The organism is Curtobacterium sp. VKM Ac-2884, from assembly GCF_015350945.1.
GTDB lineage: Bacteria > Actinomycetota > Actinomycetes > Actinomycetales > Microbacteriaceae > Curtobacterium.
This window is the reverse complement of the sequence record NZ_JADKSA010000004.1, coordinates 18,849-43,838: the sequence shown is the minus strand read 5'-3', so window position 1 is coordinate 43,838 and position 24,990 is coordinate 18,849. Positions and strand designations below refer to the sequence as shown.

Annotated in this window: 26 protein-coding genes; 11 read left to right on the top strand and 15 right to left on the bottom strand. The window is 68.5% G+C overall.

Going from position 1 to position 24,990, the window contains the following annotated elements; all coding sequences use genetic code 11:
- Positions 1-16: 16 nt before the first annotated feature.
- Positions 17-634 carry a TetR/AcrR family transcriptional regulator gene (locus ITJ60_RS11745; RefSeq protein WP_194648058.1) on the bottom strand — a complete coding sequence of 206 codons (618 nt, stop codon included), beginning with the start codon at positions 632-634 and terminating at the stop codon, positions 17-19.
- Positions 635-712: 78 nt separating this feature from the next.
- Between ITJ60_RS11745 and ITJ60_RS11740 the strand changes: the two genes are divergently transcribed.
- Positions 713-1,903, top strand: coding sequence for an ABC transporter permease (locus ITJ60_RS11740; RefSeq protein WP_139195345.1), 1,191 nt, complete (start codon positions 713-715; stop codon positions 1,901-1,903).
- Between the two features lie 128 nt (positions 1,904-2,031).
- Positions 2,032-3,096 (top strand): amidohydrolase family protein, encoded by a 1,065-nt coding sequence (locus ITJ60_RS11735; RefSeq protein WP_194648057.1) that lies wholly within the window; start codon positions 2,032-2,034, stop codon positions 3,094-3,096.
- 46 nt (positions 3,097-3,142) lie between these two features.
- Here the strand turns inward: ITJ60_RS11735 and ITJ60_RS11730 are convergent, their stop codons facing one another.
- Positions 3,143-3,565 (bottom strand): ester cyclase, encoded by a 423-nt coding sequence (locus tag ITJ60_RS11730; RefSeq protein WP_194648056.1) that lies wholly within the window; start codon positions 3,563-3,565, stop codon positions 3,143-3,145.
- A gap of 155 nt (positions 3,566-3,720) precedes the next feature.
- On the opposite strand from ITJ60_RS11730, the gene ITJ60_RS11725 reads away from it, so the two are divergent.
- From ITJ60_RS11725 to ITJ60_RS11715, 3 genes are all read left to right on the top strand, one after another.
- Complete coding sequence (locus ITJ60_RS11725) at positions 3,721-4,104, top strand: MarR family transcriptional regulator (RefSeq protein ID WP_323749165.1); 384 nt, start codon at positions 3,721-3,723, stop codon at positions 4,102-4,104.
- Complete coding sequence (locus ITJ60_RS11720; RefSeq protein ID WP_194648054.1) at positions 4,101-5,084, top strand: zinc-binding alcohol dehydrogenase family protein; 984 nt, start codon at positions 4,101-4,103, stop codon at positions 5,082-5,084. The genes ITJ60_RS11725 and ITJ60_RS11720 overlap by 4 nt, the downstream gene beginning before the upstream one ends.
- A 918-nt stretch (positions 5,085-6,002) precedes the next feature.
- Positions 6,003-6,809, top strand: coding sequence for an isocitrate lyase/PEP mutase family protein (locus ITJ60_RS11715; RefSeq protein ID WP_194648053.1), 807 nt, complete (start codon positions 6,003-6,005; stop codon positions 6,807-6,809).
- Positions 6,810-6,957: 148 nt separating this feature from the next.
- Here the strand turns inward: ITJ60_RS11715 and ITJ60_RS11710 are convergent, their stop codons facing one another.
- The 3 genes from ITJ60_RS11710 to ITJ60_RS11700 form a co-directional block, all read right to left on the bottom strand.
- On the bottom strand, positions 6,958-7,152 hold the full coding sequence (locus ITJ60_RS11710) for a hypothetical protein (RefSeq protein WP_194648052.1): 195 nt from the start codon (positions 7,150-7,152) through the stop codon (positions 6,958-6,960).
- Positions 7,153-7,282: 130 nt separating this feature from the next.
- Positions 7,283-7,528, bottom strand: coding sequence for a hypothetical protein (locus tag ITJ60_RS11705; protein WP_194648051.1), 246 nt, complete (start codon positions 7,526-7,528; stop codon positions 7,283-7,285).
- Positions 7,529-7,638: 110 nt separating this feature from the next.
- Complete coding sequence (locus tag ITJ60_RS11700) at positions 7,639-8,589, bottom strand: alpha/beta fold hydrolase (protein WP_323749164.1); 951 nt, start codon at positions 8,587-8,589, stop codon at positions 7,639-7,641.
- A 301-nt stretch (positions 8,590-8,890) separates the two neighbouring features.
- Here ITJ60_RS11700 and ITJ60_RS11695 point away from each other — a divergent pair, with 301 nt between their 5' ends.
- Positions 8,891-9,397 carry a hypothetical protein gene (locus ITJ60_RS11695; protein WP_131881812.1) on the top strand — a complete coding sequence of 169 codons (507 nt, stop codon included), beginning with the start codon at positions 8,891-8,893 and terminating at the stop codon, positions 9,395-9,397.
- A gap of 200 nt (positions 9,398-9,597) precedes the next feature.
- Here ITJ60_RS11695 and ITJ60_RS11690 read toward each other — a convergent pair whose 3' ends face one another.
- The 6 genes from ITJ60_RS11690 to ITJ60_RS11665 form a co-directional block, all read right to left on the bottom strand.
- Positions 9,598-10,140: a VanZ family protein gene (locus tag ITJ60_RS11690; RefSeq protein ID WP_131881810.1), complete on the bottom strand. Its 543-nt coding sequence runs from the start codon at positions 10,138-10,140 to the stop codon at positions 9,598-9,600.
- 381 nt (positions 10,141-10,521) lie between these two features.
- Positions 10,522-11,184, bottom strand: coding sequence for an ABC transporter ATP-binding protein (locus ITJ60_RS11685; protein WP_132100923.1), 663 nt, complete (start codon positions 11,182-11,184; stop codon positions 10,522-10,524).
- Complete coding sequence (locus ITJ60_RS11680; protein ID WP_194648049.1) at positions 11,181-12,473, bottom strand: hypothetical protein; 1,293 nt, start codon at positions 12,471-12,473, stop codon at positions 11,181-11,183. Before ITJ60_RS11680 ends, ITJ60_RS11685 begins: the two co-directional genes overlap by 4 nt.
- Complete coding sequence (locus tag ITJ60_RS11675; RefSeq protein ID WP_194648048.1) at positions 12,461-13,366, bottom strand: hypothetical protein; 906 nt, start codon at positions 13,364-13,366, stop codon at positions 12,461-12,463. The genes ITJ60_RS11680 and ITJ60_RS11675 overlap by 13 nt, the downstream gene beginning before the upstream one ends.
- Positions 13,367-13,423: 57 nt before the next feature.
- Positions 13,424-13,861: a hypothetical protein gene (locus ITJ60_RS11670; RefSeq protein ID WP_228510172.1), complete on the bottom strand. Its 438-nt coding sequence runs from the start codon at positions 13,859-13,861 to the stop codon at positions 13,424-13,426.
- Positions 13,862-14,024: 163 nt separating this feature from the next.
- Positions 14,025-15,014: a carboxypeptidase-like regulatory domain-containing protein gene (locus ITJ60_RS11665; RefSeq protein ID WP_194648047.1), complete on the bottom strand. Its 990-nt coding sequence runs from the start codon at positions 15,012-15,014 to the stop codon at positions 14,025-14,027.
- A gap of 203 nt (positions 15,015-15,217) precedes the next feature.
- On the opposite strand from ITJ60_RS11665, the gene ITJ60_RS11660 reads away from it, so the two are divergent.
- Positions 15,218-16,255, top strand: coding sequence for an alpha/beta hydrolase (locus ITJ60_RS11660; RefSeq protein ID WP_194648046.1), 1,038 nt, complete (start codon positions 15,218-15,220; stop codon positions 16,253-16,255).
- Positions 16,256-16,354: 99 nt separating this feature from the next.
- On the opposite strand, the gene ITJ60_RS11655 is transcribed toward ITJ60_RS11660, so the two are convergent.
- Both ITJ60_RS11655 and ITJ60_RS19325 read right to left on the bottom strand, forming a co-directional pair.
- Positions 16,355-16,861, bottom strand: a complete 507-nt coding sequence (locus ITJ60_RS11655) for a hypothetical protein (protein ID WP_194648045.1) — start codon at positions 16,859-16,861, stop codon at positions 16,355-16,357.
- 2 nt (positions 16,862-16,863) lie between these two features.
- Positions 16,864-18,816: an alpha/beta hydrolase gene (locus tag ITJ60_RS19325; RefSeq protein ID WP_194648044.1), complete on the bottom strand. Its 1,953-nt coding sequence runs from the start codon at positions 18,814-18,816 to the stop codon at positions 16,864-16,866.
- Positions 18,817-18,987: 171 nt separating this feature from the next.
- Here ITJ60_RS19325 and ITJ60_RS18895 point away from each other — a divergent pair, with 171 nt between their 5' ends.
- The 3 genes from ITJ60_RS18895 to ITJ60_RS11640 all read left to right on the top strand — a co-directional run bounded on the left by ITJ60_RS18895 (position 18,988) and on the right by ITJ60_RS11640 (position 21,065).
- A complete protein-coding gene (locus tag ITJ60_RS18895) occupies positions 18,988-19,431 on the top strand; it encodes an HAD-IIB family hydrolase (protein ID WP_228510171.1) in 444 nt (147 codons plus the stop codon).
- Between the two features lie 66 nt (positions 19,432-19,497).
- Complete coding sequence (locus ITJ60_RS18890; RefSeq protein ID WP_323749163.1) at positions 19,498-19,848, top strand: HAD family hydrolase; 351 nt, start codon at positions 19,498-19,500, stop codon at positions 19,846-19,848.
- Positions 19,845-21,065 (top strand): glycosyl transferase, encoded by a 1,221-nt coding sequence (locus tag ITJ60_RS11640; RefSeq protein WP_194648043.1) that lies wholly within the window; start codon positions 19,845-19,847, stop codon positions 21,063-21,065. Before ITJ60_RS18890 ends, ITJ60_RS11640 begins: the two co-directional genes overlap by 4 nt.
- A 209-nt stretch (positions 21,066-21,274) precedes the next feature.
- Here the strand turns inward: ITJ60_RS11640 and ITJ60_RS11635 are convergent, their stop codons facing one another.
- Together ITJ60_RS11635 and ITJ60_RS11630 are read right to left on the bottom strand one after the other, a co-directional pair.
- Positions 21,275-22,342: a CHAP domain-containing protein gene (locus tag ITJ60_RS11635; protein WP_194648042.1), complete on the bottom strand. Its 1,068-nt coding sequence runs from the start codon at positions 22,340-22,342 to the stop codon at positions 21,275-21,277.
- 574 nt (positions 22,343-22,916) lie between these two features.
- Positions 22,917-23,942 (bottom strand): LLM class flavin-dependent oxidoreductase, encoded by a 1,026-nt coding sequence (locus ITJ60_RS11630; protein WP_194648041.1) that lies wholly within the window; start codon positions 23,940-23,942, stop codon positions 22,917-22,919.
- Positions 23,943-23,999: 57 nt separating this feature from the next.
- Here ITJ60_RS11630 and ITJ60_RS11625 point away from each other — a divergent pair, with 57 nt between their 5' ends.
- Positions 24,000-24,863: an SMP-30/gluconolactonase/LRE family protein gene (locus ITJ60_RS11625; RefSeq protein ID WP_194648040.1), complete on the top strand. Its 864-nt coding sequence runs from the start codon at positions 24,000-24,002 to the stop codon at positions 24,861-24,863.
- Positions 24,864-24,990: the final 127 nt, after the last annotated feature.

Below are 24,990 nucleotides of genomic sequence, written 5' to 3'. Positions count from 1 at the left end.
GGTGGCGCTCTGCGCGTCAGTCGGTGCGGGCACCGGCTGCCGCGGCTGCGAACGTGCGGAGCGTGGCGACCTGCTGGGCGGTGCTCGGCGGTGCGTCGGCCATCTGCCACGTCGACACCAGCGCGATCATGCCGCCGATCGTGAAGGTGCGGGCGTCCCCGCTGAGTGCGACCACCGGTCGGGGGCCATCGCGATCGGACTCCGTCAGCCACGTCGTCATCGCCGAAGCCAGCACCTCGGTGACCCGCTCGCCGCGCGGGATGGCACGGAGCTTGTCGAAGAACTCCCGATCCGATCGTCCTGCGGTGAGCAGCGGTTCGATCCCGCGTTCGCGAACGGCGTCGGTGAGGGCCTGCGCGAGGTTCGCCGCGCCCTCGTCGAGGGGAAGATGGTCTTCGAGGAGTCGACTGATCCAGACATCTGTCGCGAGGTCACCGACGTTGCTGTAGTGGTTGTGGAGCGCCTGCCTGCTCAAGCCAGCTCGCTGCGCCACTGCACTCATCGAGATCGTCTCGCCCTTCGGCGACTCGGACACGAGTGCGGTCAACGCCCGGATCAGGGCGGCGCGGGTGCGGGTGATGCGCGGGTCCACCCGCTGGCTCGCGAGTGCCGCCGTGGGTGTTCCCTCCGTCATGCGTCCATCTTGCCAGACTGAGAGCTCTGATGTACGTTCGTCATCTACTGGACAACTGTAAAGGACACCATGACGCACGTGACCGAACCCGCACCGGACCGGCGAGACGGCCCGCAGCACCCGGCCTTCGAAGCGGCGGTCGCGGGCGGAACGCTGAACTCCGAAGGGCCGGGATCGGCTCATCGCTACCGGAACGTGATCCTCGGCGGGATCGCGATCCTGCTCCTCGCGATGGCGATGCTGACGAGCTACTCGAGCGCGTTCGGCGACCCGACGCCGAACAACGTGCATCTCGCGGTCACCGGCGACGCTGACGCGATCGTCGCGCTCGAGCAGCAAGGATCGCTGGACCTCACCGTCGTGGCCTCTGACCAGCAGGCGCGGACCGCGGTGCTCGACCGCGACGTCGACGGCGCTGTGGTGTTACCTGCTCCGGGGAAGGGCGCCGGCGTCACCACCTACATCGCCAGCGGCGGCGGCCGTGGCCTCGGACAGGCGATCTCCGGTATCGGTGACTCGATCGCAGCGAAACTGCGGACCACCAACACGGCCGCAGACCTCGCACCCCTGCCGAAGCAGGACCCGGTCGGATCGATCGAGTTCTATGCGATCCTCTTCGCCGGCCTGGGGGCCGCCCTCGGTGCGACGGTGTTCGGACGCATCCTCGGCACTGTCGACACGGCGGCGAAGTTCATCGAGCGCAGCATCGTCCTCGTGCTCTACACCGGTCTCCTCGCCGGTCTGATCACCCTGTGGATCGACTCCGCACTCGGAGCGGTGACCGTCGGCCCCTGGGCCGTGTTCGGGATCCTCTGGCTGACCGGGCTCGCCATCGGGGGAGCGGTCACGGGCGTCGCAGCACTGGGCGGAACCATCGCGGCTCTGGTGATGACGCTCGCCCTGGTGATCCTCGGGAACACGTCGTCCGGTGGTCCCCTCGGGATCCACGTCCTCAACGACTTCTTCCAGACGCTCTACTACGTCTTCCCACAGGGCGACGCGCTCGACCTGCTGCGGTCCGTCCAGTACTTCGACGGCGCCGCGGTCGCCGCCCCGATCATCCGGCTGAGCATCTGGGCCGTGGCAGGCATCCTGCTCACGCTGACGGCGATGCTCATCCGGAACCGACGCGAAGCCGCGGCTCGACCGAAGGGCGGCCTCCGCTCCGAGCAGGATCCCCGCCCGGCAGCCGGCCCATCGGGCTCCCACCTCGAGTCCGCCGCAGGCTCGCCTAACGCGGCCTTGCTGCCGTTGACCCCGACGCCCTGAACACGACAGGCGTGCTCGACGCCCGTGAACGGTCGAACCACTCCCGGTTCGACCGGCGGGAACCATCACGACAACCACTTCTGCACACAACCAGCCCTCATTGCTGAGGACGATCGGAGGACCGCTCCATGCCAGGAAAGATCGATGTCCACCAGCACCTGCTCCCGCCCCGCTACTTCGAGGCGCTGGCAGCGGCAGGATCGCAAGCCATGGGGGCCGGCGCCCAGGGGGATGCGCCGGCTGCGACGGGAGGGTCCGCGCAGTGGGACCCGTGGGGTGGAAGCGGCGGGACAACGCCGCGACGAGGGCCTCGGGCCATCGGCGGCTGGCTGATGCCGGAGTGGAGCCCCCGAGCGGCGATCGAGATGATGGACGAGGCGGGGATCGAGACCGGAATGCTCTCGATCAGCGCACCCGGCGTGCACTTCGGTGACGACGCCGCGGCGCGGGAACTCGCCCGCGAACTGAACGACTACCAGGCCGAGCTGGTCCGTGAGGCGCCGAACCGGTTCGGGCACTTCGCGGTGCTGCCGCTGCCGGACTTCGATGGTGCCGTCGCCGAGGCTGTGCGAGCACTCGACGAACTCCACGCCGACGGGGTGCTCCTGCTGTCGAACGCGCACGGACGGTACCTCGGCGACCCGGCGTACGAGCCGCTCTGGTTAGAACTCGCCGCGCGCTCGGCCGTGGTCTTCGTGCACCCCACCGCACCACCGATCACCCAGCTGCCAGGGATGCCGACTGCATTGCTGGACTTCCCGTTCGACACCACCCGCACCGCCGTGGACCTCGTCGCGCACGGCGTGTTCGACCGGTACCCGAACCTCCGCGTCATCCTCTCCCACGCCGGCGGGTTCCTGCCCTACGCAGCCAGTCGATTCAGCGCCGCCGCGATGTTCAACCCCGACACCACGCCGGAGAGCATCCAAGCGGGCCTCCGGAAGTTCTACTTCGACACCGCACTGTCCGCATCCCCCACCTCGCTGCCGTCACTGCTGGCCTTCGCGGAGCCCGGCCATGTCCTCTACGGCAGCGACTTCCCCTACGCGCACCCCGATTGGAGTGCCCGCTTCGACCACGACCTGGACACCTACAACGGCCCCGGCGCAGAACGACTGGGCGAGGTGCACCGAACAGCCGCCGAGCAGCTCTTCCCCCGCTTGGCCGCCGACAGCATTCCGGGGAGCGAGTGAGGGTCGAAGCAGTCCGTGAGCCACCAGGGTGCGCCAGCCTGACCGTTCAGCCGAGTGTTGGCGGGAGCGCCCCGATCTGCCCGAGGATGCTGAGCACGTCCGGCTGGCCGACCTCGTCGACGATCAGTCCCTCGTCGAAACGGTAGAAGTTGCTCGCGTTCGCGACCACCGTCCTCCCCGTAGCGGGGGCACCGAGGAACTCGCCGTCGTGCGTGCCGCGGAGTTCGAAACGTGCTGCGACTGTGTCGCCCTCGACGACGATCCGGTCGATGCCCCACTGGATGTCAGAGAACGCGCTCCGCATGATCGTCAGGATCTGCAGGTACCCCGCCAGCCCGCGCAGCGGCTCGGGCGAGAACGGCGTCAAGAACGCCGCTTCCGGTGCGATGACCGTCTCGCCGATGGACGGGTCGGCGCTGTTGATGAAGTCGACGAATCGCAGGAAGGAGAGGCGTGTGTCTGTGGTCACGGGCAACTACTTTACATAGCAAGTAGATGCCGTAGAGTCGAAGCATGAGCACGAACCTTGCACCCCTCCATGGAACCGACGCCCCGGATGACCGGACTGGGCGAGCGGCGCGTCTGCGGGAGTACTTCGCCGCGCTGGTGTGGCACGAGACCGACGTGTGGAACGCGGTCGAGAAGCGGATGCGGGTCGAGGGCGTGCTGAGCCTGGCCCGACTGGAGGTGTTGCGGATCGTCCAGGCAGCCCCATCGGGCGCCCGGGTGCAGGACGTCGCGACCGGCGTCGGGACGTCGATCGCTGCAGCCAGTCGCTTGCTCGATCGGCTCGCCGCGGATGGTTTCCTCGAGCGTTCGACGGACCCGAACGATCGGCGCAGTGTCCGCAGTGTGCTCTCACCCCAGGGGAGAGACGCCTTCGCCCTCGCGGACGAGCGGTTCGACCAAGCGCTGGACGCTGTGCTCTCGGATGCCGATGCCGCGGCGATCGCAGACTGCATCGCGGCACTCGAGCGCCTGCAGTCTACGTTGGAGGCAAGGCGATGACGGCGACCATGCGGGCCGTCGTGATCGACGCACCCGGTGGCCCCGACGTGTTGCACCTCCGTGAGCTGCCGGTCCCGATCCCAGGCCCGGGCCAGGTGCTGATCCGTGTGGAAGCGTTCGGACTCAACCGGTCCGAGCTGCACTTCCGCCGCGGCATGGGCCATTTCGGGACCTTCCCACGGGTGCCCGGGATCGAAGCCGTCGGGATCGTGGAGGCAGCCCCAGGTGGAGAGTTTCCCGCCGGTACCCAAGTAGCCGGACTGATGGGCGGGATGGGTCGCGACTTCGACGGGGGCTACGCCGAGTACACCGTCGTTCCGGCCAGCAGCGTCGTGCCGTTCCGGAGCAGCCTCGACTGGTCCGTGCTCGGCGCCGTCCCCGAGATGCTGCAGACCGCACACGGGTCGCTCACCGTGGGCGTCGGTGCCCGCCGGGGCGACACGATCCTGATCCGCGGTGGCACGTCGTCGATCGGCCTGGCGTGCATCGTGCTGGCGAAGCAGCAGGGCATGACCGTCATCGCCACCACTCGCAACCCGGACCGCACTGAGCGACTCCACGCCACTGGTGCGGACCACGTCGTGGTGGACTCGGGCAGGATCGCCGACACGGTCCGTCGAATCGTGCCGGACGGCGTCAACGGAGCGGTCGAGTTGATCGGCACCGGCACGCTGCCCGACACGCTCCGGGCGACAGCCGTCCACGGCACCGTGTCGTTCAGCGGGATGCTTTCCGATGTCTGGACCATCCCCGACTTCTACCCGATGGCGGTGATCCCCAACGGGGTGCGCCTCACCGCGTACTCCGGCGAAGCGAGCGACCTGCCGGCATCGGTGCTGCAGGCGTTCCTCGACACCGTCGCAGCCGGCACCGTGCAGGTCCCGATCGCGAAGGTGTACGAGCTCGAGGAGATCGTGCAGGCCCACCGCGACACGGAGGACGGGACCCGGTCAGGCAAGCTCGTCGTCACCATCCACTGAGCCCGCCTGCATCCCCATGGCAATCGCCGGTCGAGACGACCCAGCCTCGGCATGTGTCGGCCGTGTACGTGACGTGGTGCAGTTCTGCTGCCTGCCGTTCGCCGTGCAGCCGCACGCATGCGTTTGCGATGACCTCGGGGTAGCACCAGTCGGTGCAGCTGTTGCGGGCAGTACTCGCTCCGCCTTCAAGGGAGAGGAGCTGTACAGCCGCTGCTTGTAGCCCGGTCCTGAGCCGGTCTTCATGAGATGGGACTGCTGTCGATTCAGTCGACTCGCTGGTCTAGTCAGCGCGTGCGACTGTCCGATCGCTCGCTGAGACGGTGGACTAAGTCAAATGGGCGGCTTGAGCGCCGAGGGCAGGTGGCACGTCGGTTCAATGAGGACCGCTTGGCCTGCGAGCTGGTCGGCTGCGCGGACGCTGTCTGGAGTCATCGGCCGGCGGCTGGGGCTCCTACGGCACGTCGGCATCGACGTCGCGGCAGTCTGGCACCTCCCGCACTGCTCCGCAAAATGCCCGGTCAGAGTACCGTTCTCGGGTGCGCCGCCCGTGCCAGAGGATACGGCCGGGGTCGTCAGAGGATACGGGCTCGTCCGACGCCTCCGTCCGCCGCACCACCTCAAGGATCTAGCGGTTCTTAAGACAGCCCACCGAAGCGTGTGAGAGACCACGACGAAGCCCACCGATGATCTCGGTGGGCTTCGTCGTTTCGGTGGCTGGCATGGGTCGTACGCATAGGGCTCCCTCACTGCGACGATGAGCGGACCATCTATGTGAGACACGACTCGGGTCGAGGCTGCGTCCGGTTCGAGTCAGGTACGGGAGACCGCGGGGGGACCGGCTATCGAAACCGCTGTAACGCTGACCGCGTCGTCCGATATCCGCCAGAAACTGAAGCGCGGCTCGGCTGAACTGAGCAGGTGAACAACAGAACCACGCAGGCCGCCGCCTTCCACACGCTCCACCAGGACTTCGCACAGCCGCTCCTTCTCGCCAACGCCTGGGACGTAGCAAGCGCCCGACTCGTCGAGATTGCGGGTGCGCCAGCCATCGCTACCACCAGCGCAGGTGTCGCATGGTCGCTCGGTCATGCGGACGGTAACGCGCTCGGGCGCGAGGAGGCCGTCGCGGCAGTCTCTCGGATCGCTGGCGCGGTGACTGTGCCGGTCACCGCTGACATCGAGGCCGGCTACGCCGACGACGCAGACGGGGTGGAACACACGGTCGACGCAGTTCTCGAAGCCGGTGCAGTCGGCATCAACATCGAAGACGGCGCACTGCCCGCAGCTGAGCTCATGGACCGTATCGGCGCGGCTCGACGTGCAGCGGGTCGTGCCGGGGTACCGATGTTCATCAACGCGCGGACGGACGTGTACCTCGCCGGCCTGGTCTCGCCGGAGCAGCGGTTCGCTGAGACCCTCCATCGGGCACACCGGTACCTCGAAGCAGGAGCAGATGGTGTCTTCGTACCCGGAGTTGGCGACGCCGACACGATCAGAGCGCTGGCTGAGGCAATCGACGGCCCGCTGAACGTGATGGTCGGCCCCGGCTCCCTGACTGCCGCGCAGCTCTCAGAACTCGGAGTGGCCCGCGTGAGCGTCGGTTCGGGCATGGCGCAGGCCGCGTACGAGATTGCTCGATCGGCCGCTATGGAACTGCTGACTGCCGGCACATACGGGTCCTTGACGCCGGCCGTCGACTACGGCGAGCTGAACTCGCTGTTCTAGCGAGGTCCGCGACGAAGGAAGAGGACCAACGTCGAATGACGTTGGTCCTCTTCGCTCCTTGCATGTCTGCCTCGGCTAATCCAAGGGTTGATGGTGAAGGTCTCGGCGACCGATCGGCTTCCGGACACGCACCTGGTCTTCTGCTAACTCAGTGCTTGTCCTGGTTGCGGAGGCTCCAGACGCCGAGGTACAGAGACCAAGGCGTGAGAACGATCAGGGGCAGCCAAGAACCGATCATCCCGGTGTTGATGACCAAGTTCAAAAGCCCCAGGGCAAGCATTAGCACAGCAGCGATGGCAACGAACCAGGCAAAGGCCCGAGGCCAGGGCTTCATTGATCTCACGCCGGGATGCTACCGGAGCCCCGTCGGGCGACCGATAGCCGATCGTCTATCGGACGCGCAAGGAGGGTTCGTCCCGAGCTGTCCGCCCCTTGCCGTACGGAGGCGATCCGGGTGCAGTGTGAACTCAGCTTCACCGGAAACGACGGAGACGGATCGTCGCCCAGATCGCGAAGCCGCACATCGCCAGCCCCAGCATCACGAACAACAGGTTCCACGCCCATCCGGGTAGAACCAGCCCCCGACCTGACGAGAGCGCGGCTAGCTCCGCAGGACTTTGCATCGTCCATCGAGCGACACCGAAGATCAGCGCGGCCGTACCGCCGACGTAAAAGCTTGCAATCGCCCAGACCTTCGGCTTCTCAGGAGTCGCGGACACAACACGAACCCTAGACGCCGGCGAGGGTCGACCCCACGGTCTAATCGCGCTGCTCGCCGGACTTCGTGCGGACCCGGTAGGCGATCGGCTAACGGGGAACGCCCTTCCCCTCAGACGCCCACTGCGATTCGGTCTAGTGCTCGTGCCAGTTCGGCGCTTTGCTGGGGTCCGCCGTGCCCCTCATCCTCCGCGATGGTGAGTGCGCTCTGCGGAAGACCCTGGTGAAGCCGCCAGGGTGTCACTGCCGGGCCGCTGATGTCTTTTCGGCCGTGCACGAGGGTGGTGGGGACGTGTTGAATGCGGTCGAGCCGAGCCAAGATCGCGTCGTCGCCAGGCATGAAGGCGTCGTTGCTCCAGTAGTGCGTCACGAGCCGGGCGAACTCCTCGCGGCGATCGGGACCGATGTGGCCTTCGTTCCGGAGCTCCGGGTGGTCTAGGGAGACGTGGACGTTTTCCCACCGGTCCCAGGCCGCGGCTGCGGCTTCGCGGGTTGATGCGTCCGAGGACGTCAGGAGATGGGCATACGCGTCGACGATCCGTTCGCCGGAGCGTCGCTGGCTCGCACGGTCGAACTCGTCCCATTCCGCCGGGAACAACCGACCGACGCCCTCCATGATCCAATCGACCTCGCTGCGGCTGGTGGTTGTGACAGCCATGAGCGCGAGTGCGCGTACCCGTTTTGGGTGCTGTTGTGCGTAGGCCAACGCGAGCGTGGTTCCCCAGGAGATCCCGGAGACCACCCAGGTGTCGACGCCGAGGCGTCGGCGGACGGTTTCGATGTCGTCGATGAGTTGCTGAGTGTTCTGTCGATCCATCCCACCGCTCGCTTCGCCTGCTGAGCGGCTTTTGCCGGTGCCGCGTTGGTCGATACCAATCAGTCGGTAGCGTGCCGGGTCGAAGTGAGTGCGGTACCAGCCGCTGCCGAGTGATCCTCCGGGCCCACCATGAAGCCAGAGGGCAGCCACGCCGTCTGGATTGCCCGACTCTTCACAGTAGATCGAGGTATCTCCGTCCACGTCGACGGCGCTCGTCCGATAGGGCTCGTACCGGTCGTAAGTCACCACTCCACGCTATCGACGACCGCACTCAGTGTCTTCTCGTTAGCCGATCGGCCATCGAGACGGCCAGGGACCGCTGCAGCGGTCGGATCTCATATGCTCCGTGCATGGGGATGAACAAGGACCAGCAGCTCACGGTCATCGGCGGAGCCCTTGTGGCAGTGTTCGCCGGCGTGGGCGTGATCGTCGCGTGGGCGACGGGGTTCATCACCCTCTAGTCGCTCGCTGAGCGATCGGCTGTAGGCGATCGAGACGACACGGTGGTCTGTGCCTCTGGTCTCCGGGCACGACCTAGGGTGAATGGATGTCTTGGGTCTCTGAGGATTCCGGTTCCCTGGCGGTGACTGAGTCCGGCGGGACGCCCGGGCGTCGGACGTTGCTGTCCGTCTTGCCGTTGACGACGGCGTGGGTGGGAGCCGCAGCTGTTGTTGCCGTCCCGATCGCAGGCGTTGTCGTCGGTTCCGTTGTCGAGCGTTCGCCCAGTGGGTTGTCCTTCATCCTGATCATGGTCCCGGTGCTCGTAGGAGCGGCGGCGGCGACATTCGTGTTCGGGCTCGCTGCTGGAGCGTTGGCGGGTCTACCGGATTGGTTCCTGCGTCGACGTCCACTCGGCACGGTCGGCGTCGTCGCGGCCGTTGTAATCCTGACTGTGCTCGTGGCGGGCGCATCGGGCGCCGCGTTTCTGGTGGCGCCGTACTTGGTCCCATGGCCGGTACTGACGCAGGTTTGCGTTGTGGCAGCCGCGACAGCGATCGCGACGCTGGTGGTTGTCGCATTGCACCGCCGACGCGAACGTCGACGACACCAGTAGACGAGCGGCCTCGCTGCTGCCCCTGGTGGGCGGAACGGCGTCCGGAGGCGGATCGGCTACTGGATTTCTCCTTCCGCCCCTGAATTGAAAGTTTGCCCTATCCACTTCTGCGGGCGGGGGCAAGACCTTGCCCCGGGTGGATCCGCGAGTGCCCGGCGCTCCGCAGTTCATGCGGTGCGTGCTGCCCCGGCGGTCGAGCGTCAGCGGAACCGGTTCACGAGCGCGGCGACGATCGGGACACGTGTCAGCAACACGATGATCGCGTAGCCGATGACTCCACCGAGGGTGTTCCAGATGAAGTCGTTGACGTCAGCGACGTGACCACCGGAGAACAGCTTCTGCGCGGCGAGTTGCAGGAGCTCGATCGTCAGGCTGACGGCCGCGGAGGTGAGCAGCGCCTTCCACCACCGCGGACGCCGCATGAGGAGCTGCAGGAGGACGCCCAGTGGCACGAACACCGCCACGTTGGTGAGCGCGTCCGCGAGCTCGTAGTCGTGGAACGGGATCAGCGCCAGCGCCGGTGCCCACGGCTCGTCGCTCGAGGTCGGGTAAAGGAAGATTGGGAAGACCGTGTTCGCGAGGATCCCCGCGGCGTATACGGCGATCGCGGCGGCGACGGCAACACGCGGCCACGTGAAGCGCCGTCCCCTGAGCAGGAGCGCCAGCTGGACGACGAACACGACGACACCGAAGGGAACGGCAACCGGCAGGACGGGGACTTCGCCGAACGGGTTGGAAGACATCCGGAGAAGCCTAGTGACGCTGAGCTGCTGCGGAGGACCAACGAGCGTCGACCGCCGCAGGTGCTCGCGTTCCGCGATCCGTCAGGACGCACGCGACCGCACGGCGGACGCGTGATCGGGGCTCTGCAGCGCAACCCCTGACGGACGGGAGGCCCGGTGCCAGCTGGCACCGTCCCTCCCGGCACGGCCGTCACCCCGCTGGCGCGGTGCGCCGGTACCGGCGGGTGGGGCCCACCTCCCGGCACGGCCGTCACCCCGCTGGCGCGGTGCGCCGGTACCGGCGGGTGGGGCCCACCTCCCGGCACGGCCGTCACCCCGCTGGCGCGGTGCGCCGGCACCGGCGGGTGGGGCCCACCTCCCTCCCTTTCGCTTCTGGTTCCGTCAAGTACTGCACTCGATGAGTTGTTCATGTTGCAGGTGGAATCGACGTCCGCATCTCTGTGCGACGCGCTCACTGTGGGTGACGATCACGAACGTGGTTCCTGCTTGCTGCAGCTGGTCGAAGAGGGCGAGCACGTCGTCTTCGGTCGTCTCGTCCAGTGCGCCGGTGGGCTCATCGGCGAGAACGACGGCTGGGCGCTTCGCGATGGCTCGGGCGATCGCGACGCGCTGCGCTTCTCCTCCCGACAGTCGTCGTGGGCGCCTGCCGGCGAGGTGACTGATGCCGACCGCCTCCAGGGCGTCACGCGCTCGGCCCGCCGAGTCCGCACGAGCAGGGACTCCGAGCCGGACGTTGTCGAGCACGCTGCGGTCGCCGAGCAGGCTGTGGTCCTGGGTGACGATGCCGATGTGTCGGAGCCGGTAGGCCGCCATCCTGGACGCGGTGCGCTCAAGGATGTGCCCATCATGGACGTAGGTCCCCTCGAAGTCGGTGTCGAGGCCGGCGAGGACCCGGAGCAGCGTGCTCTTGCCCGATCCGCTGCGTCCCGTGATGGCTACGGAGCGATCGTCTTCGCGAAGGTCGAAGTGCAGTCGGTCGAACAGCGTTCTGGTCGATCCGTCGGGCTCGGTGACCGTCTTCGAGACGTCGCGCAGTGTGATCATCGTGGGGCACCTCTTCTGCGTCCGGTGGTCAGTTCGATGCGGACGGCTCGTCGGCCGAGTGCCCCGTCCGCCACGCACCAGAGCAGGAGGGCGGTACCGGCGCCGAATCGGGCCGTCGCACTGTCGTTGGGGAGCACCGCGCTCGTCGCGAGGAACAGCCCGAACGCGGCGATGTACTCGGTGAGGCGGCTTGGGCGGAACAGTCGGCTCGTGTGGTCCGGGCTCTTCCCGAGGAGATGGTGCACGTGCGCGACCGGCGCTCGACGGTGGTGCAGGAGTCGGTTGAGGAACACCGTGATGAGGCCCACGCCCGCGGTGAGGACGACGAGCAGCGCGGTGACGAGCACCAGGTTGTCCTGGATGAGCTGGCGGACGAGGGAGAGCTGCACGAGGTAGGTCGGTACTCCGAGCAACGTGTACGACCTGAAGCCGGTCTCGTCTCCGATCCCGTCGAGTCGTGCGACCACTCCACCGAAATCGAGGCTGCGATCGACGGCGAGGTCGGCGTTCAGTACCTGGAACACCAGGCGTCCGAACAGCTCGGGATCCAGCCGGTCGAGCGCTGCTCGGTCGAGTCCGGTGAGTACCGGTGGGTAGGGGACGATGACCGTGTCATCGAGGTAGTGGTTGGCCTCACCGCGGAAGTACATGGCGCTGTCCGCTTCGAGGAAACCGACGACTTCGAGCTCCTGCGCCTGCAGGATGACCGCTCCGGTGAGGTGTTGTCCGAGCTCGTACACGCCGCGGTACTCGTTGCCGAGCAGCACCGGAATTCGACCGGAACCCCAGTCGACGGCATCCCACTCGATCGGCGCGCCGTCCTGCACGGAGAGCCCCGCGAACTCGTACGCGGTCTCGTTGAGCTGGATGGACTTGATGTCCTGAACACTCCGTCCGGACTCGTCCTGATACTTCCCGTTGAGCGTGTACTCCGTGCCGTAACCGACGTCGAAGCGGTCGTCGCCACGGAAGTCCTGGACAGTGACGGGTTGGTCGTACGAGGAGATGAACCTGAATTCGGGCTCGTCATCGATGCGGTCGACGAATGCGGCGACGCCGTCGAGTGCGCGCTCGTCTCGCCGGATCGCTTCGAATGCCTCCGGCGCAAGATCGTCGATCACCGTGTAGAGGTCGGCATCGGCATCAGCGGACAGGCCCTGGGCCACGGCCTGCGACGTTGACTGGGTGAACGATGCCACGTTGTACCAGCAGAGTGCGAGCAGCACGATCAGGACGATCTTGGCGACGATGATCGTCCAGTTGGACCGGAGGTCGTTCAGCAGTTCCATCGTCGGCTTCCGTGCCAGAAGGAAACGACCGTGACGGCGAGCGTGATCGTCCCGACCGCCACGACTGCGGCGGTGACGTCGAGGTCGAGGTTGGTGGTGTGCCGTGCAGCCGCCGTACCGACCAGTGCGCTTGTGCAGGCGGCCGTGCTGATCACACCAACCCTGGCGGTAGCGCTGCGACGGGTGGTCAGTGGTCGAACCCCCGTGGTGAAGCGGACGGCGGCCGTGCGGAGTTCCCATCGTCCGGCTTGCAGACCAGCGATCAGGGCGATGAGCGTGACGACGAGCGTGCCGAGCGCGATCAGGACCGGCGACACGGCGTCGACGTTCGTCCTGCGGTTCGTGCTGTCGTCGATGATCTCGACGCTTCGGCCAGGGAACTGTGCGCTGTAGTGGCGGACACTGCTCGGGCCGTCCAGGAGCAGCCGCTGTGGTGACGCCGAGAACTGCGACGGATCGGCGACGACCACGTCATCGGACAGGAGACTGTCGGCCCGCACGCCAAGTCGCCCCACCACGGTGTACGGCTTGCCACCGACGGCGATGTCGTCACCGTGGACCCCGACGTCAGCCCCAGCGAGGGCTTCGCCGGGGCGCCCGGTCAGTGCGTGCCCGTCGTGCAGTGGGACGTCTGTCCACCGTCCGGACAGGATCGCAACGGCGCGGACCTGATCCTCGAGGTTCACGAACACCTTCGTTCCCGGTTCGAACGCGCTCCTGGCACGCCGGAGTTCGTCGAGCGTCGCGGTCACCCACGCGCTCTGGCCAGCGCGGAGGTCGTTGCCTTCCACGGCGACGACACGTCGACGAGCGTCGAACACCCCGATCAGCACGGTCAGGAGCATGGCCAGCAGGAGCAGGCCGGCTGTCGCCGTGAGCTGTCGCTTCGTCACGTCTTCTCCTCACGCCGCAGTGGGTGCGAGCGACTGGCTCGCACCCACTGCGATGTGTCACTTGCCGTAGTAGGTCTTCGCAGAGCCGACACCGCTGCCGGGCTGGTTCGGCCGGTACGGCTTCCACGCGGCCACTGCTTCAGTGCCGGACTTGCCCCACTTCCGGCCAGAGTCAGCGATGATGCTGCTGCCGTGCTCGAGCCGCGCTCGCGTGTAGTGCTGCACGCCTGCCCAGGTCGTCCAACCGTGCGAGCGCTTGTGTGTCGTCCCGCTGATCGTCTTCTTCTCGGCTGCACCACGGTGGTTCACCGCGAACACCGACATCCCGGTTCCTCCGCCGTCGATGGTCTCGGCGCTCTCCGACCATCCGCCGACGACCCCCTCGCCCTCACCCTGCGCATGCGCAGGGATCGCGCCGAGGAACACCGTCCCGCCGACGGCTACTGCGGCGAAGCCTGCAGCAACTCGACGAGCCTGCTGACCGATCTTGCTCATTGCATGCTCCCTTCCTGAACGGTGAAGTGCAAACGTTCAGTCCTTAACATGTCAGAAGAGGGAGGCTCTGTCGAGGTCTGCAATCACGACCGCGTCGCGGACGCGTGATCGGGGATCTGGAGCGTAATCACGGACGGACGACAGCGCAACGAAGCCGCGGTACTCAGCGCGACGCCGCCTCCGGCACCGCGCCGCCCCAGCCGTTGAACCCTCCGAACACGACCTTCACCGGGACAGCCTGCGCTCGGTCGGCCACGTACTGGTAGACGCCGCCCGGACGTCCGAGCCACAGCACACCTGCCGGCGATGTGGTCGTCGCCACTGTCCGGAGCTCCACCAGGTACTGCCCCGAGGGGATCTGGAACTGCGCCGTCTGTTCGCTGTCGAGCAGCGTCGAGAACCTGGTCGAGAACGTCGTGCCGGTCGTCGCGTTCGTCACCGTGACGCTCGCGCCGCTCAGATGCGCCGACGGGGCGCGGGACGCCGAAGCCGCGAAGACGGCCAGGTCGTAGTCACTGTGTGCGTAGTGCCTCGACAACGTCACCTGCGAAGCAGGAAGGGTCCCGCGCTGCTGGTACACCCGGGTCTTCCACACGGCGGGCGACGCCGTTCCGCTGGCGTACGCCTCGATGCGGTACTTCCCGGTGCTCAACCCGACGAACCGGTACTGGCCCGCGCTGTCCGAGGTCGTCCGGAACACCTGCGAGGTGTCCTCGTTCCAGGCGTACATCAGGCGCCCGGCGGCGGGTCCCGTCGGACCGACCACACCGCCCTGCACGGTGGCACCGATCACGAGCGGCACGGTGACCGCGACGGTCGAACCGCCGCGGACGGCGATGTCCGAGCGGAGTCCGGGTGCGTAGGTCTCCGCTCCGTGTGGCGGGAGTTGCCGCGTCGTCACCATGACGGTGTCCGGGGCGGGGATGCCGGTGAACGTCGCGGTACCGTCGGCATCGGTGGTGGCGTTCCCGACGACGGCGTCGGTGCCGATCGCCGCGAGTTCGACGTCCGCCAGCCGGATCGCGGTGCCGTCCGGCGCTGCGAGCTGCACGGCGATCGTTCCCGACCCGGCCGCGGCCGCTGGCGACGCCAGGCCGACCATCGTGGCTGCGGCAAGCGCAACGACCAGTGTCGTCCCCGTGATCAGTCGCATCGCGTTCCCCGTCCACCAGCCGTACCGTGCAGGGGACTGTACGCGTCGGGCGGGCGGTGGGGAAGGACTGTCCTGTGCGCGAGGCGCAGCGTCGCATGCGCTACTGTCAGAGGCAGAGGGAAAAAATCCCGCGCTGCTCCGGCAGGCTGGACCGCACACGCGTCTCACGGGAGTCGCCACTTCTTCATCGAAGGAGTGCGCCCGTGTCCGACCCCATCGCCCGCCCGCCGTTCGACCCCGAACTCGCGACCTTCCTGGCGGCGCTCGAGGCCCGCGGTCCGTTCACCCTCACCGCGGAGATGCTGCCCCGCATGCGGCAGCTCGACGTGCCCGAGGACTTCGTCGACGAACGCCTGCGGTCCCGCGGGTACCAGCGGCGGACCGTCACCGTGCCGGGGCACCGCGGTGACCCCATCGACCTCGCGATCATCGACCGCGCCGAGCGCACCGGCGCGACCGGTGCGACCGCAGCCGTCTACTCGATCCACGGCGGGGGCATGATGTTCGGCCACCACCTCGGGAACCTCGACTCGTTCGACGACTGGCTGCTCGACCACGACGTGGTCCTGGTCAGCGTCGACTACCGCCTCGCACCCGAGTACCCCGATCCGTACCCGGTGGAGGACTGCTACGCCGGTCTCGTCTGGGTCGCAGAGCACGCCGACGAGCTCGGCATCGACCCGGCACGGATCGTCGTCGCGGGGCAGAGCGCCGGCGGCGGACTCGCGGTGGGGACAGCCCTGCTCGCCCGTGACCGGCAGGGTCCCGACCTCATGGCGCAGATCCTCGTGTCACCGATGCTCGACGACCGCGACGAGACCGTCTCGACCCGGCAGATCGACGGTGTCGGCGTCGCGGACCGCCAGATGAACCGCTTCGCGTGGGACGCGTACCTCGGACCACGCCGTGCGACGCCGGTTGTCTCCGAGTACGCCGCTCCGGCTCGTGCGGCAGACCTGTCCGCGCTACCGAAGACCTACATCGACTGCGGCAGCGCCGAGGTCTTCCGCGACGAGGACGTCGCCTTCGCGAGCCGCCTCTGGGCAGCGGGGGTCGACGCGGAGCTCCACGTCTGGCCCGGTGCCTTCCACGGGTTCACGAGCATGATGCCCGATGCCGCGATCTCGAGGACCGCGACCGCGGCTCTTGCGGACTGGACCCGCCGACTGCTCGGTGATCCTTTGCCGATCGAGCGCGCAGACGGGTGCCAGGACGGATCTCTGGACGGCGTGTCTCGGTAGACATCCCCACGAGCGGGACGGGAGGCCCGGTGCCAGCTGGCACCGGGCCTCCCGTCAGGGCGGGTGTCACGGCGCGATAAGCGGACCATGTCGCCCGCCTCACTCGGCGCTGCGCAGGTCCTTCACGTCGCCGTCCGAGCACTTCGAGACCCCGGTGATGCTGTACCGCTGCGGGTACGCGTTGAATCCGATGGAGGTGACCGGCCCGTCCGCGCCCCGGATGCCGGTGAGCGGGTCCGAACCGCCGCTCTCGAACCGCTCCGTCGTGATCCCCTTCGACTTCCAGAGCTCCTCGACCGTCCGGATGTCGGCGGCGGGGTCGGTGCCGTCGGTGTCGCTCCGCTCCAGGATGTACACGAAACGGGCGCCATCCCCACCGCCCGACTGGGTGCAGACCTCGGCAGCCGGGCCGCGGTACACGGTCCACTCGCCGCCGACCGCGTCGGTGGACTCCTTGACGGCGTCGACGATCGACTTCTTCGCTTCGGACGGGTCCACTGTCTTGCCTCCGGGGGTGTTGCTGCAGCCGGCCACGGTCAGTGCCGCCGTCAGGATGAGGGCGACGCCGACGCTGGTGCGGGCGGTGCCACGGATTCGTTGGTTCACGTTCACAGTGTCCACTGCGGGTTCTCCAGGAGCGACTTCTGGAAGTCGGTCAGCCCCTTCGGCTGGGGATCGGTCATGAGCTCGGGGTGCCCGGTGGTGGCGAACCCGATGTTGGTGAGGGACTCGGTGTTGGGGTCGAGGTAGCCGCGTTCGTCCTCGGTGTGGGTCGCGTGGTCCTCGACGGGGTTGAGCGGGCCGGACCCGTCTGCGCCGAAGGCCGTGGCGCCGAAGTCGGGTGCCGTGGGGTCCTGTCCGTGTTCGGGGCTGAGGCGCCCGGTCCACGCCCACTGGTCGCCCTTCGCCGGGTCGATCGCCCACACGTCCCGCGCCTGGCCGGCGTAGACGTGGTCGGCGTTGAGGTCACCGGCGTCGTCGACCGAGTTCGGGAGTCCGGCGGAGCCGATGGTCGTGAACGTGTCGACCTGGACGTCGTCCTGCGTCAGGGCGTAGGCCGAGGTCGTCGATCCGTACGAGTGGGCGACGATGTTCGTGGTGGGTGCATCCCCGTTGCGGACCGCGTCCAACCCGCGGACGGACGCAGCGAGGTTGTCCCCACCGGCCTCGGCGTAGTCGCTGCCGAGGACCCCGAAGTCGAGCTTGCCGGAGATGACGGGCTGCGGTGGCGTCTTGTAGCCCATCCAGGAGATCACCGCCCGGTCCTCGGGCCCGGTGTCCGCCTGCTGGTCGTACACGTGCTGGGCGGAGTCGGTCCAGCCGATCATGCCGGTCGTGTCCGAGCCCATGCCGGGAACGGCCCAGGTGACGTTGTCGGCGGTGTCGAGGTCGCCGATGGACACCGCTGCCAGCGGCGGGACGTCGTCGGTCAACGAGAGGATGAACCGCTCGCCGGCCTTGCTGCCCTGCTCGAACTGGCTGGCGGTGTCGATCTGCTGCAGCGCTTCGAGGTTCTCCGAGGCACGCGCCCACCCCGCCCCGTTGTCGTAGGGGATGGTGGACTCCAGGTCTTCGACTTCCTGCTTCGCGGCCCGGATGCGGGCATCGAGGACGGTCCGGTTGGCGGTGTCCCGTGCCCAGTAGTCGACGCCCTCGAGGTTGCCGAGCGCGCTGAGGACCGGCAACGGCAGTGCCTGCAGGTCGTTCGCGTCGGCCTTCGAGTAGCCGAGCGTTGCCCAGAGCGCGGCGACCTGGTCGGCGGAGAGGTCCGGGTTCAGCATCTCCTGGAACGTCGGCGGCAGTTCCGCGGCGGCGGACACGTCGAGCGTCGCGTTCGAGATCGCTCCGCCGCCGCCGGCGCGCTCGAAGGCGTCCGCGATGCGGTCCACCCAGGCTGCGTCCTCGCCGTTCTCCTCGAGCAGGCGGTCGAAGCCGTGCAGGCACGTCGAGCTGTCGATCGTCGCCCACCCGCAGCTGCTCGTGAAGCCGGACCAGGCGTTCTGCAGGGTCGTCCGGTCCGCCCCCGCCGAGCGGTCGAAGGCGCGAGCGGTGCTCGTGAAGGACCGGAGGTGCTCGGGATCGGCCGAGCTCTTCCCGCCCGACGTGCCGCCGCCGGTCCGGGTCCGGGTCCGTGCGGAGAACGCGGCGGAGATGCTCGGCGGCGCGATCGGGATCTCCGAGGGCTTGAAGTCGAAGGTCTGGACGCCCGGGAGTCGGAGGAGGTCGGTCGGAGCATCTGCGGCTGCCCGGTCGCGTTCGTCCTGGCGTACCTGCCACGCGGCGAGGGCGTCCTGTCGCGCCCGTTCGTCCGCGGCGGCGGCCGTCGTCGCGTTCACCTGCGTGCTGAGGTCGTCGAGCACGGTGGCGAGCTTCGGTCGGTCGTCCGCCTCGATCTGCGCCGATTCCTCGAACCGCTTCGCGTAGGCGCCGTCGAAGCCGTCGAGCGCGCTCTCGGCGGCGGTGCGCCGTCCGGCTCCCTGGCCGCGCAGTGTCTCGGCGGCGTTGGACGCTGCCTGCGCGAGCAGATCGGCTGCCGCGTCGTCGTACTGGACTTCCCCCACGGTGTTCCCCCTTGCGCCTGGTCCCCGGCGCCCCACCACGACTGTAGCGACCGGGCGCGCAGTGCGCACCACGGAACCGAGCTGCCCCTGTTCACCAACCGGACTCCCACGCATGGCAGGGTGGTCCGGGGCACCGTCGCCCGCAGCCCACCCAGCCGCGAGCGGAGCACGATGCCACCACAGGACCTGATGGTCGTCACGGACCTCGACGGGACGTTCCTCGACCATCACGACTACTCCTTCGACGCTGCCCTGCCGATGCTCGAGCGCCTACGCGCCGACGGCGTGCCGGTGGTGTTCTGCAGCAGCAAGACCCGGGCCGAGATCACCGCCCTGCAGCGGCGGACCGGTCTCGATGGCCAGGCGTTCGTCGCGGAGAACGGCGCGATCGTCGTCGGACCGGACGGCAAGGTGACCACCGGCGCTGGCGCGGGCCCCGCGGATGCCGACCTCGCGCGTCTCCGCACGGCCCTCGACCACACCCGATCGGACCTGGACCTGCACTTCGCGACCTTCAGCGGCGAGACCGACGAGGTCGTCGCCGCCTGGACCGGACTCGACCTCGAAGCAGCCGGAGCCGCACGGCAGCGCGAAGCCTCCGAGGTCCTGCTCTAGCACGCCGAGGACGACGACCGCGCCGACCCGTTCCGCGCGGCGCTCGCCGCGGCCGGCCTCGAACTCGTGCGCGGCGGCCGCTTCTGGCACGTCCTGCCCGCCGGGCGCGACAAGGGCACCGCGGTCCGCCTGCTCGTCGCCGACCACGAACGCCGCACCGGCAACGCTCCGCGCACGATCGGGCTCGGCGACGGCCCGAACGACACGGCGCTGCTCGACGCCGTCGACCTGGCGGTCGTCGTCCGCGGCCACGGCCCGGCACCCGGTCCGCTCGTCGACGACCGACCCGAGCGCGTGTACCGCTCGATGCAGCCCGGCCCGCTCGGCTGGAGCGAAGGCCTCGAGCACCACCGCGATCACCACCGCGATCACCACCGCGAACAGCACCGCGAACAGCACCTCAGGAGCCATCGATGAGCGACTTCCACCAGAACGGCGTCATCACGACGTTCCACGACCTCGGCCGCCGCAGCACCGCGAGCATCGAGGACGACCTGCGCGGGTTCGCCGAGAAGCGGCCGATGAGCCTGATCTTGCCGGCGCTGTACTCGGAGCTCGAACGCCCGGCGCTGTCGCGGATCGTCGACGAGCTGGCCGAGGCCGACTGGCTCAGCGAGATCGTGATCGGGCTGGACCGGGCCGACCGCGCGCAGTTCGAGCACGCGCGGGAGTTCTTCTCGCGGCTGCCGCAGCGGCACCGCATCCTGTGGAACGACGGCCCGCGCCTGCGGGAACTCGACGCCGAGCTGGAGCGTGAGGGGCTGGCTCCCGGCGAGCCCGGCAAGGGCCGGAACGTCTGGTACTGCACGGGCTACGCGCTCGCGTCGGAGCGCGCGGAGTGCATCGCCCTGCACGACTGCGACATCACCACGTACGAGCGGGGCATGCTCGCGCGGCTGTTCTACCCGGTCGCGAACCCGGCGTTCGACTACGAGTTCTCGAAGGGCTACTACGCCCGCGTCGCCGACGGCCGGATCAACGGCCGCGTCGGACGGCTGCTCGTCGGCCCGCTGCTCCGGTCGCTCCGCCAGGTCTACGGCGAGTCCGAGTACCTCGAGTACCTCAGCAGCTTCCGGTACCCGCTGTGCGGCGAGTTCGCGATGCGCGCGCACGTGCTGAACGGGTTGAAGATCCCGGGGGACTGGGGCCTCGAGATCGGCATGCTGTCCGAGGTGTACCGCGACTACGCGACCCGGCAGGTGTGCCAGGTGGAGATCGCCGACGCCTACGACCACAAGCACCAGCCCCTCGCCGAGGCCGACGGCACCGGCGGACTCGCCCGCATGGGGAACGACATCGTGCAGTCGCTGCTGCGGAAGCTCGCGACGATGGGCGTCCCGCTCACCTCGGACTCGTTCCGGGTGCTCAAGGCGACGTACTACCGGAACGCCCTCGACATCGTCGAGGTCTACCGGCACGAAGCGGAGATGAGCGGGCTCGGCTTCGACCAGCACGCCGAAGAAGCCGCGGTCGAGCTCTTCACCAAGGCGATCCTCGACGCCGGCGGCGCCTTCAGCGCGCGCCCGGACGACAAGCCGTTCATCCCGAGCTGGAGCCGGGTGCGGTCGGCGGTGCCGGACGTGCTCGACCGGTTGCGGGATGCGGTGGAGGCGGACCAGCAGGCCACTGGCTGAACGGTGCGACGTTCGCGTCGCCCTCCTCGATGCTGGAGAGGCGCGGATCGATGCTGGACGACTTGACGTCTTCCCGCGCGCAGAGCTCGGACCCACGCCCCGCCGGGTCCACGAGAGCCTGACTCTCCGGCGACTCGCAGTCTCGGGTTCGCTCTCGCGAACACGCTGACGGCCCGGAGGTGCTTCCCTCCGGGCCGTCTTGTACTTCCTCAGTAGTTGATGCGGATGAAGTCGTGCGCCTGGCTCCAGATCGGGCGCTCGGCGACCTTCGTGGTCGTCCAATCGCCGCTGGTTCCCGTGCTCAGGCCGTTGCCGTCGACCACGTACCAGATGCCGTTCACGTTCTGGGACACGATGCCCACGTGCTGGTCGTTGCCGAAGATGACGACGTCACCGACGCGCGGGCTGCTCACCTCAGTGCCGAGCTTCCGCATGTCAGCGACCCAGGTGTACTCCTTGCCACCGGTCGCGTTCCGCATCGCCCAGGTCGCGAACCACGCACACCAGTCGCCACGGTAGCCGTGCCACGGAGCGGCCGTGGTCTCGTCCACCTGGTAGACCGTCTGCCCCTTGTACGACCTGGCGTAGTCGACGACCTGCTGCGCCGTCGGAGACGTCGGAAGCCCCGTCGAGGGCGGCGGGGGTGCGACCTTCCCGTCCCAGTCGCCACTCACCGGCACGATTGCACTGTTCCCGGTCGGTCCGAACGAGTACGCGATGTCGGACGTGCCGGTGTTGCCGTTCGTGTTCGTCAGGTGGAACGAGGCGTTCGACGGCTTGTACCAGCCGACTGAATCTCCGCCGTTGCCGTCCCAGTCACCGGCGATGGCTTCGACGCTGGTGTCGCCGACCGGTCCGTTCGTGAAGGCGAGCGAACTCGCCGACGGCGAGTTCGCTGAGGCGAGGTGCCAGGATGCGTTCGACTGGAGGTACCAGCCGACCGTGTCCTTGCCGTCCGCGTTCCAGTCGCCGGCAACCGCGCGGACGTTCGAGTTCGCGGGCGTGCCCCAGACGAATGCCGTCGACGTGGCGCTCTGGCTGTTCGAGGACGCGAGGTGCCACGACGCGTTGGACGGCACGTAGAAACCGACCGTGTCCTTGCCATCGCCATCCCAGTCCCCGACGACGGGCTGGACACTGGTGTCCCCCACGGGACCGAAGCTGAACGTGATGTCGGACGCCGCTCCGCCGAGCTGGTTCATCAGGTGCCACGAAGCGTCGCTGTAGCGGTAGAAGCCGACCGAAGTCGCGCCGTTCCCATCCCAGTCTCCCGACACCGGGACTGTTCCCGAGCCCGCTTGCCCGGCAGTGAAGGCGACGTCACTCTCGTCGGTCGGCTCGGCATCGTAGTTCAGGTGCCAGGAAGCGTTTGACGGATTGTAGAAGCCGACGCTCGAGGCGGCGTTGCTGCTCGAGGCCTGTGCCCGTGTCGCTGGCAGGGCTCCGACGGCCAACAGGGTGCTACCGAGCCCCACAGCAGCCACGCCACCCACGACCGACAGGATTGTTCTGCGCACCGAGCGCGTATTTGGTTTCCCCATGAAACGGATCATGGCAGTCAGATCGGTCTAGTACCTCCCCCCGATCAGGGGTCCGACAGGCGGCTTTCCAGCCGTGTTGATGGCCCGTTCAGTTCTGGTAGAGCTCGTCCGCCGACCGCGTCGGCACCCCGCTCGTCTGTGACAGGACTGATCTGGTGCCTGACCGCGCGCCCTCGGCACGAGTCAACGGCGGACTGGAGGCACGGTGGCAGCTGGCACCGTGCCTCCAGGCTCGGCCGTCACTCCGCTGGCGCGGTGCGCCGGTACCGGCTGGCGGGGCCCACGCCCGTCCGTCGGTCTGGCGCCGTTCTCAGGCCGCCGGTCGCGGCGCCCAGCCGAGTTGCGGACCCAGGTGCTCCGCGATGTCCGTGGTGATCTGCGCGTAGTCGTCCGGCTCGAACGAGAACGGCAGCGCGAAGGCGACCTCGGTCACCGCCTGGTAGCCGGCGTCGGCGCGCAGCCGGTCTGCGATCTCCGCCGAGGTCCCCACGAGGTCGGCGGCGAAGAGCATCCCCGCGGGCCCCATGGGCACGCCCACGCGGCCCGAGCGGCTCTCGACGTAGGCGCGGTAGCGCGCTTCCTGCTCGCGGGTCGCCGTGTCGGTCGGGATGACGACCAGGCCCTGGGAGACCCGAGCGTTGCTGGGATCGGGGTGGACGTCGAGGTAGGCCTCGATCTGCGCGCGCTGGTTGGTGGCGAAGTCCGTGCCGACCTCGCTGCGCGTGACGCTCGAGGTGAGCAGGTGGAAGCCGTTCTCGCCGGCCCAGACCGCCGACTTCGTGCTGCCGGTGCCGTACCAGATGCGGTCGGCGAGGCCGGGGCTGTGGGGTTGGACGGTGTTCGCGAACTCCTCGATCCCTCGGCGTTCGACGGTGCCGGTCACCGCGTCTCCGCGCACGAGTGCACGGAAGCGCAGGAGTCGGTCGTTGCCGAGGTCCTCGTGCTCGGCGGTGTCGGGGTAGATCGCGTCCTTGTAGAGGTCGAAGTTCATCGGGGTGCCGACCGAGAAGCCGGGGTTCAGGCGTCCGCCCAGCAGCACGTCGACGGTGCCGAGGTCCTCGGCGAGCCGGAAGGGGTTCTCGGCGCCGATCGGCGTGACGGCGGTGCCAAGCTCGATCCGCGAGGTCCGCTGTGACGCCGCGGCCATCACCGCGACGGGGGAGGAGATGCCGTGTTGCAGGTGCCGGTGGCGCAGCCACGCGCTGTCGAAGCCGAGCGCTTCCGCGCGCTCGATGACCCGGAGTGTGTCCTCGTGGCCCTGAGACGGCCGGGCGGGGTCGAACGACCCGATCGTCAGGAAGCCGAGCCGTTCCAGGGGAGTTCCGTCGAGGGGCATGCCTCGATCGTGCCAGACCACCGGGTGGCGCGGGGGTCCGGCTGGCAGGGTGGATCGGTGCACATCACTCTGGACTCCGCGACCGACGTCGTCACCGACATCCGCTTCCCCGAGGGCAACCGCTGGCACGACGGGCGGCTCTGGTACTCGGACATGCACACCGGCGAGGTCTTCTCGATGGACCCGACCTCGACCGCGGCTCCGCGTCTCGAGGCCACGGTCGAGGGCCAGTCGTCGGGGCTTGGCTGGCTCGCCGACGGGCGACTGATCGTCAGCTCGATGGAGTCCCGCACGGTCGTCGCCGTCGACGATCGTGGCCAGACGTCGGTGTTCGCCGACCTGTCTGGCGAGGAGTCGTCGCTCGTGAACGACCTCGTCGTCGACGAGACGACCGGCCGGACCTACATCGGGGCCTTCGGCTACGACCTGTACGGCGGCGAGGAGCTCCGCCCCGGCCCGCTCTGGGTGATCGAGCCGGACGGCTCGTTCCGCCTCGCCGCCGAGGGCCTGGTGTTCCCGAACAGCGCGAACGTCCTGCCCGGCACGCGCACCCTCGTGGTGAGCGAGACGTGGGGCGGCCGGCTCACCGCGTTCGACATCGAGCCCGACGGGTCGCTGACCGGCCGACGCGAGTGGGCAGCGCTGCCCGGTGGCGTCACGCCGGACGGCAGCACGGTCGACCGCGACGGCGCCGTCTGGGTCTGCTCCGTCGACACGGGGGAATTCCTCCGGGTCCTCGAGGGCGGCGAGGTCACGGACCGGATCGATGCGCCGGGGCTGTGCGCGATCGACTGCGCGCTCGGCGGCGAGGACGGCCGCACGCTCTACCTGGCGACGGCGGACAGCTACGACCCGGCGACGACGGCGCAGACGCGTGCGGGGCGGATCAGCGCGGTGCGGGTGGCCGTGCCGGGTTGGTGAGCGCGCTGTTGGTGGGAGCCCGCTCGGTGCGAGGTTGTCCGCATGGTGCGAGGCATCAGGGTCGCACCGTGCGTACAACCTCGCACCAGGCTGTTCGGGCGTCGCAGCGCTCCGTCGCGATGCGACG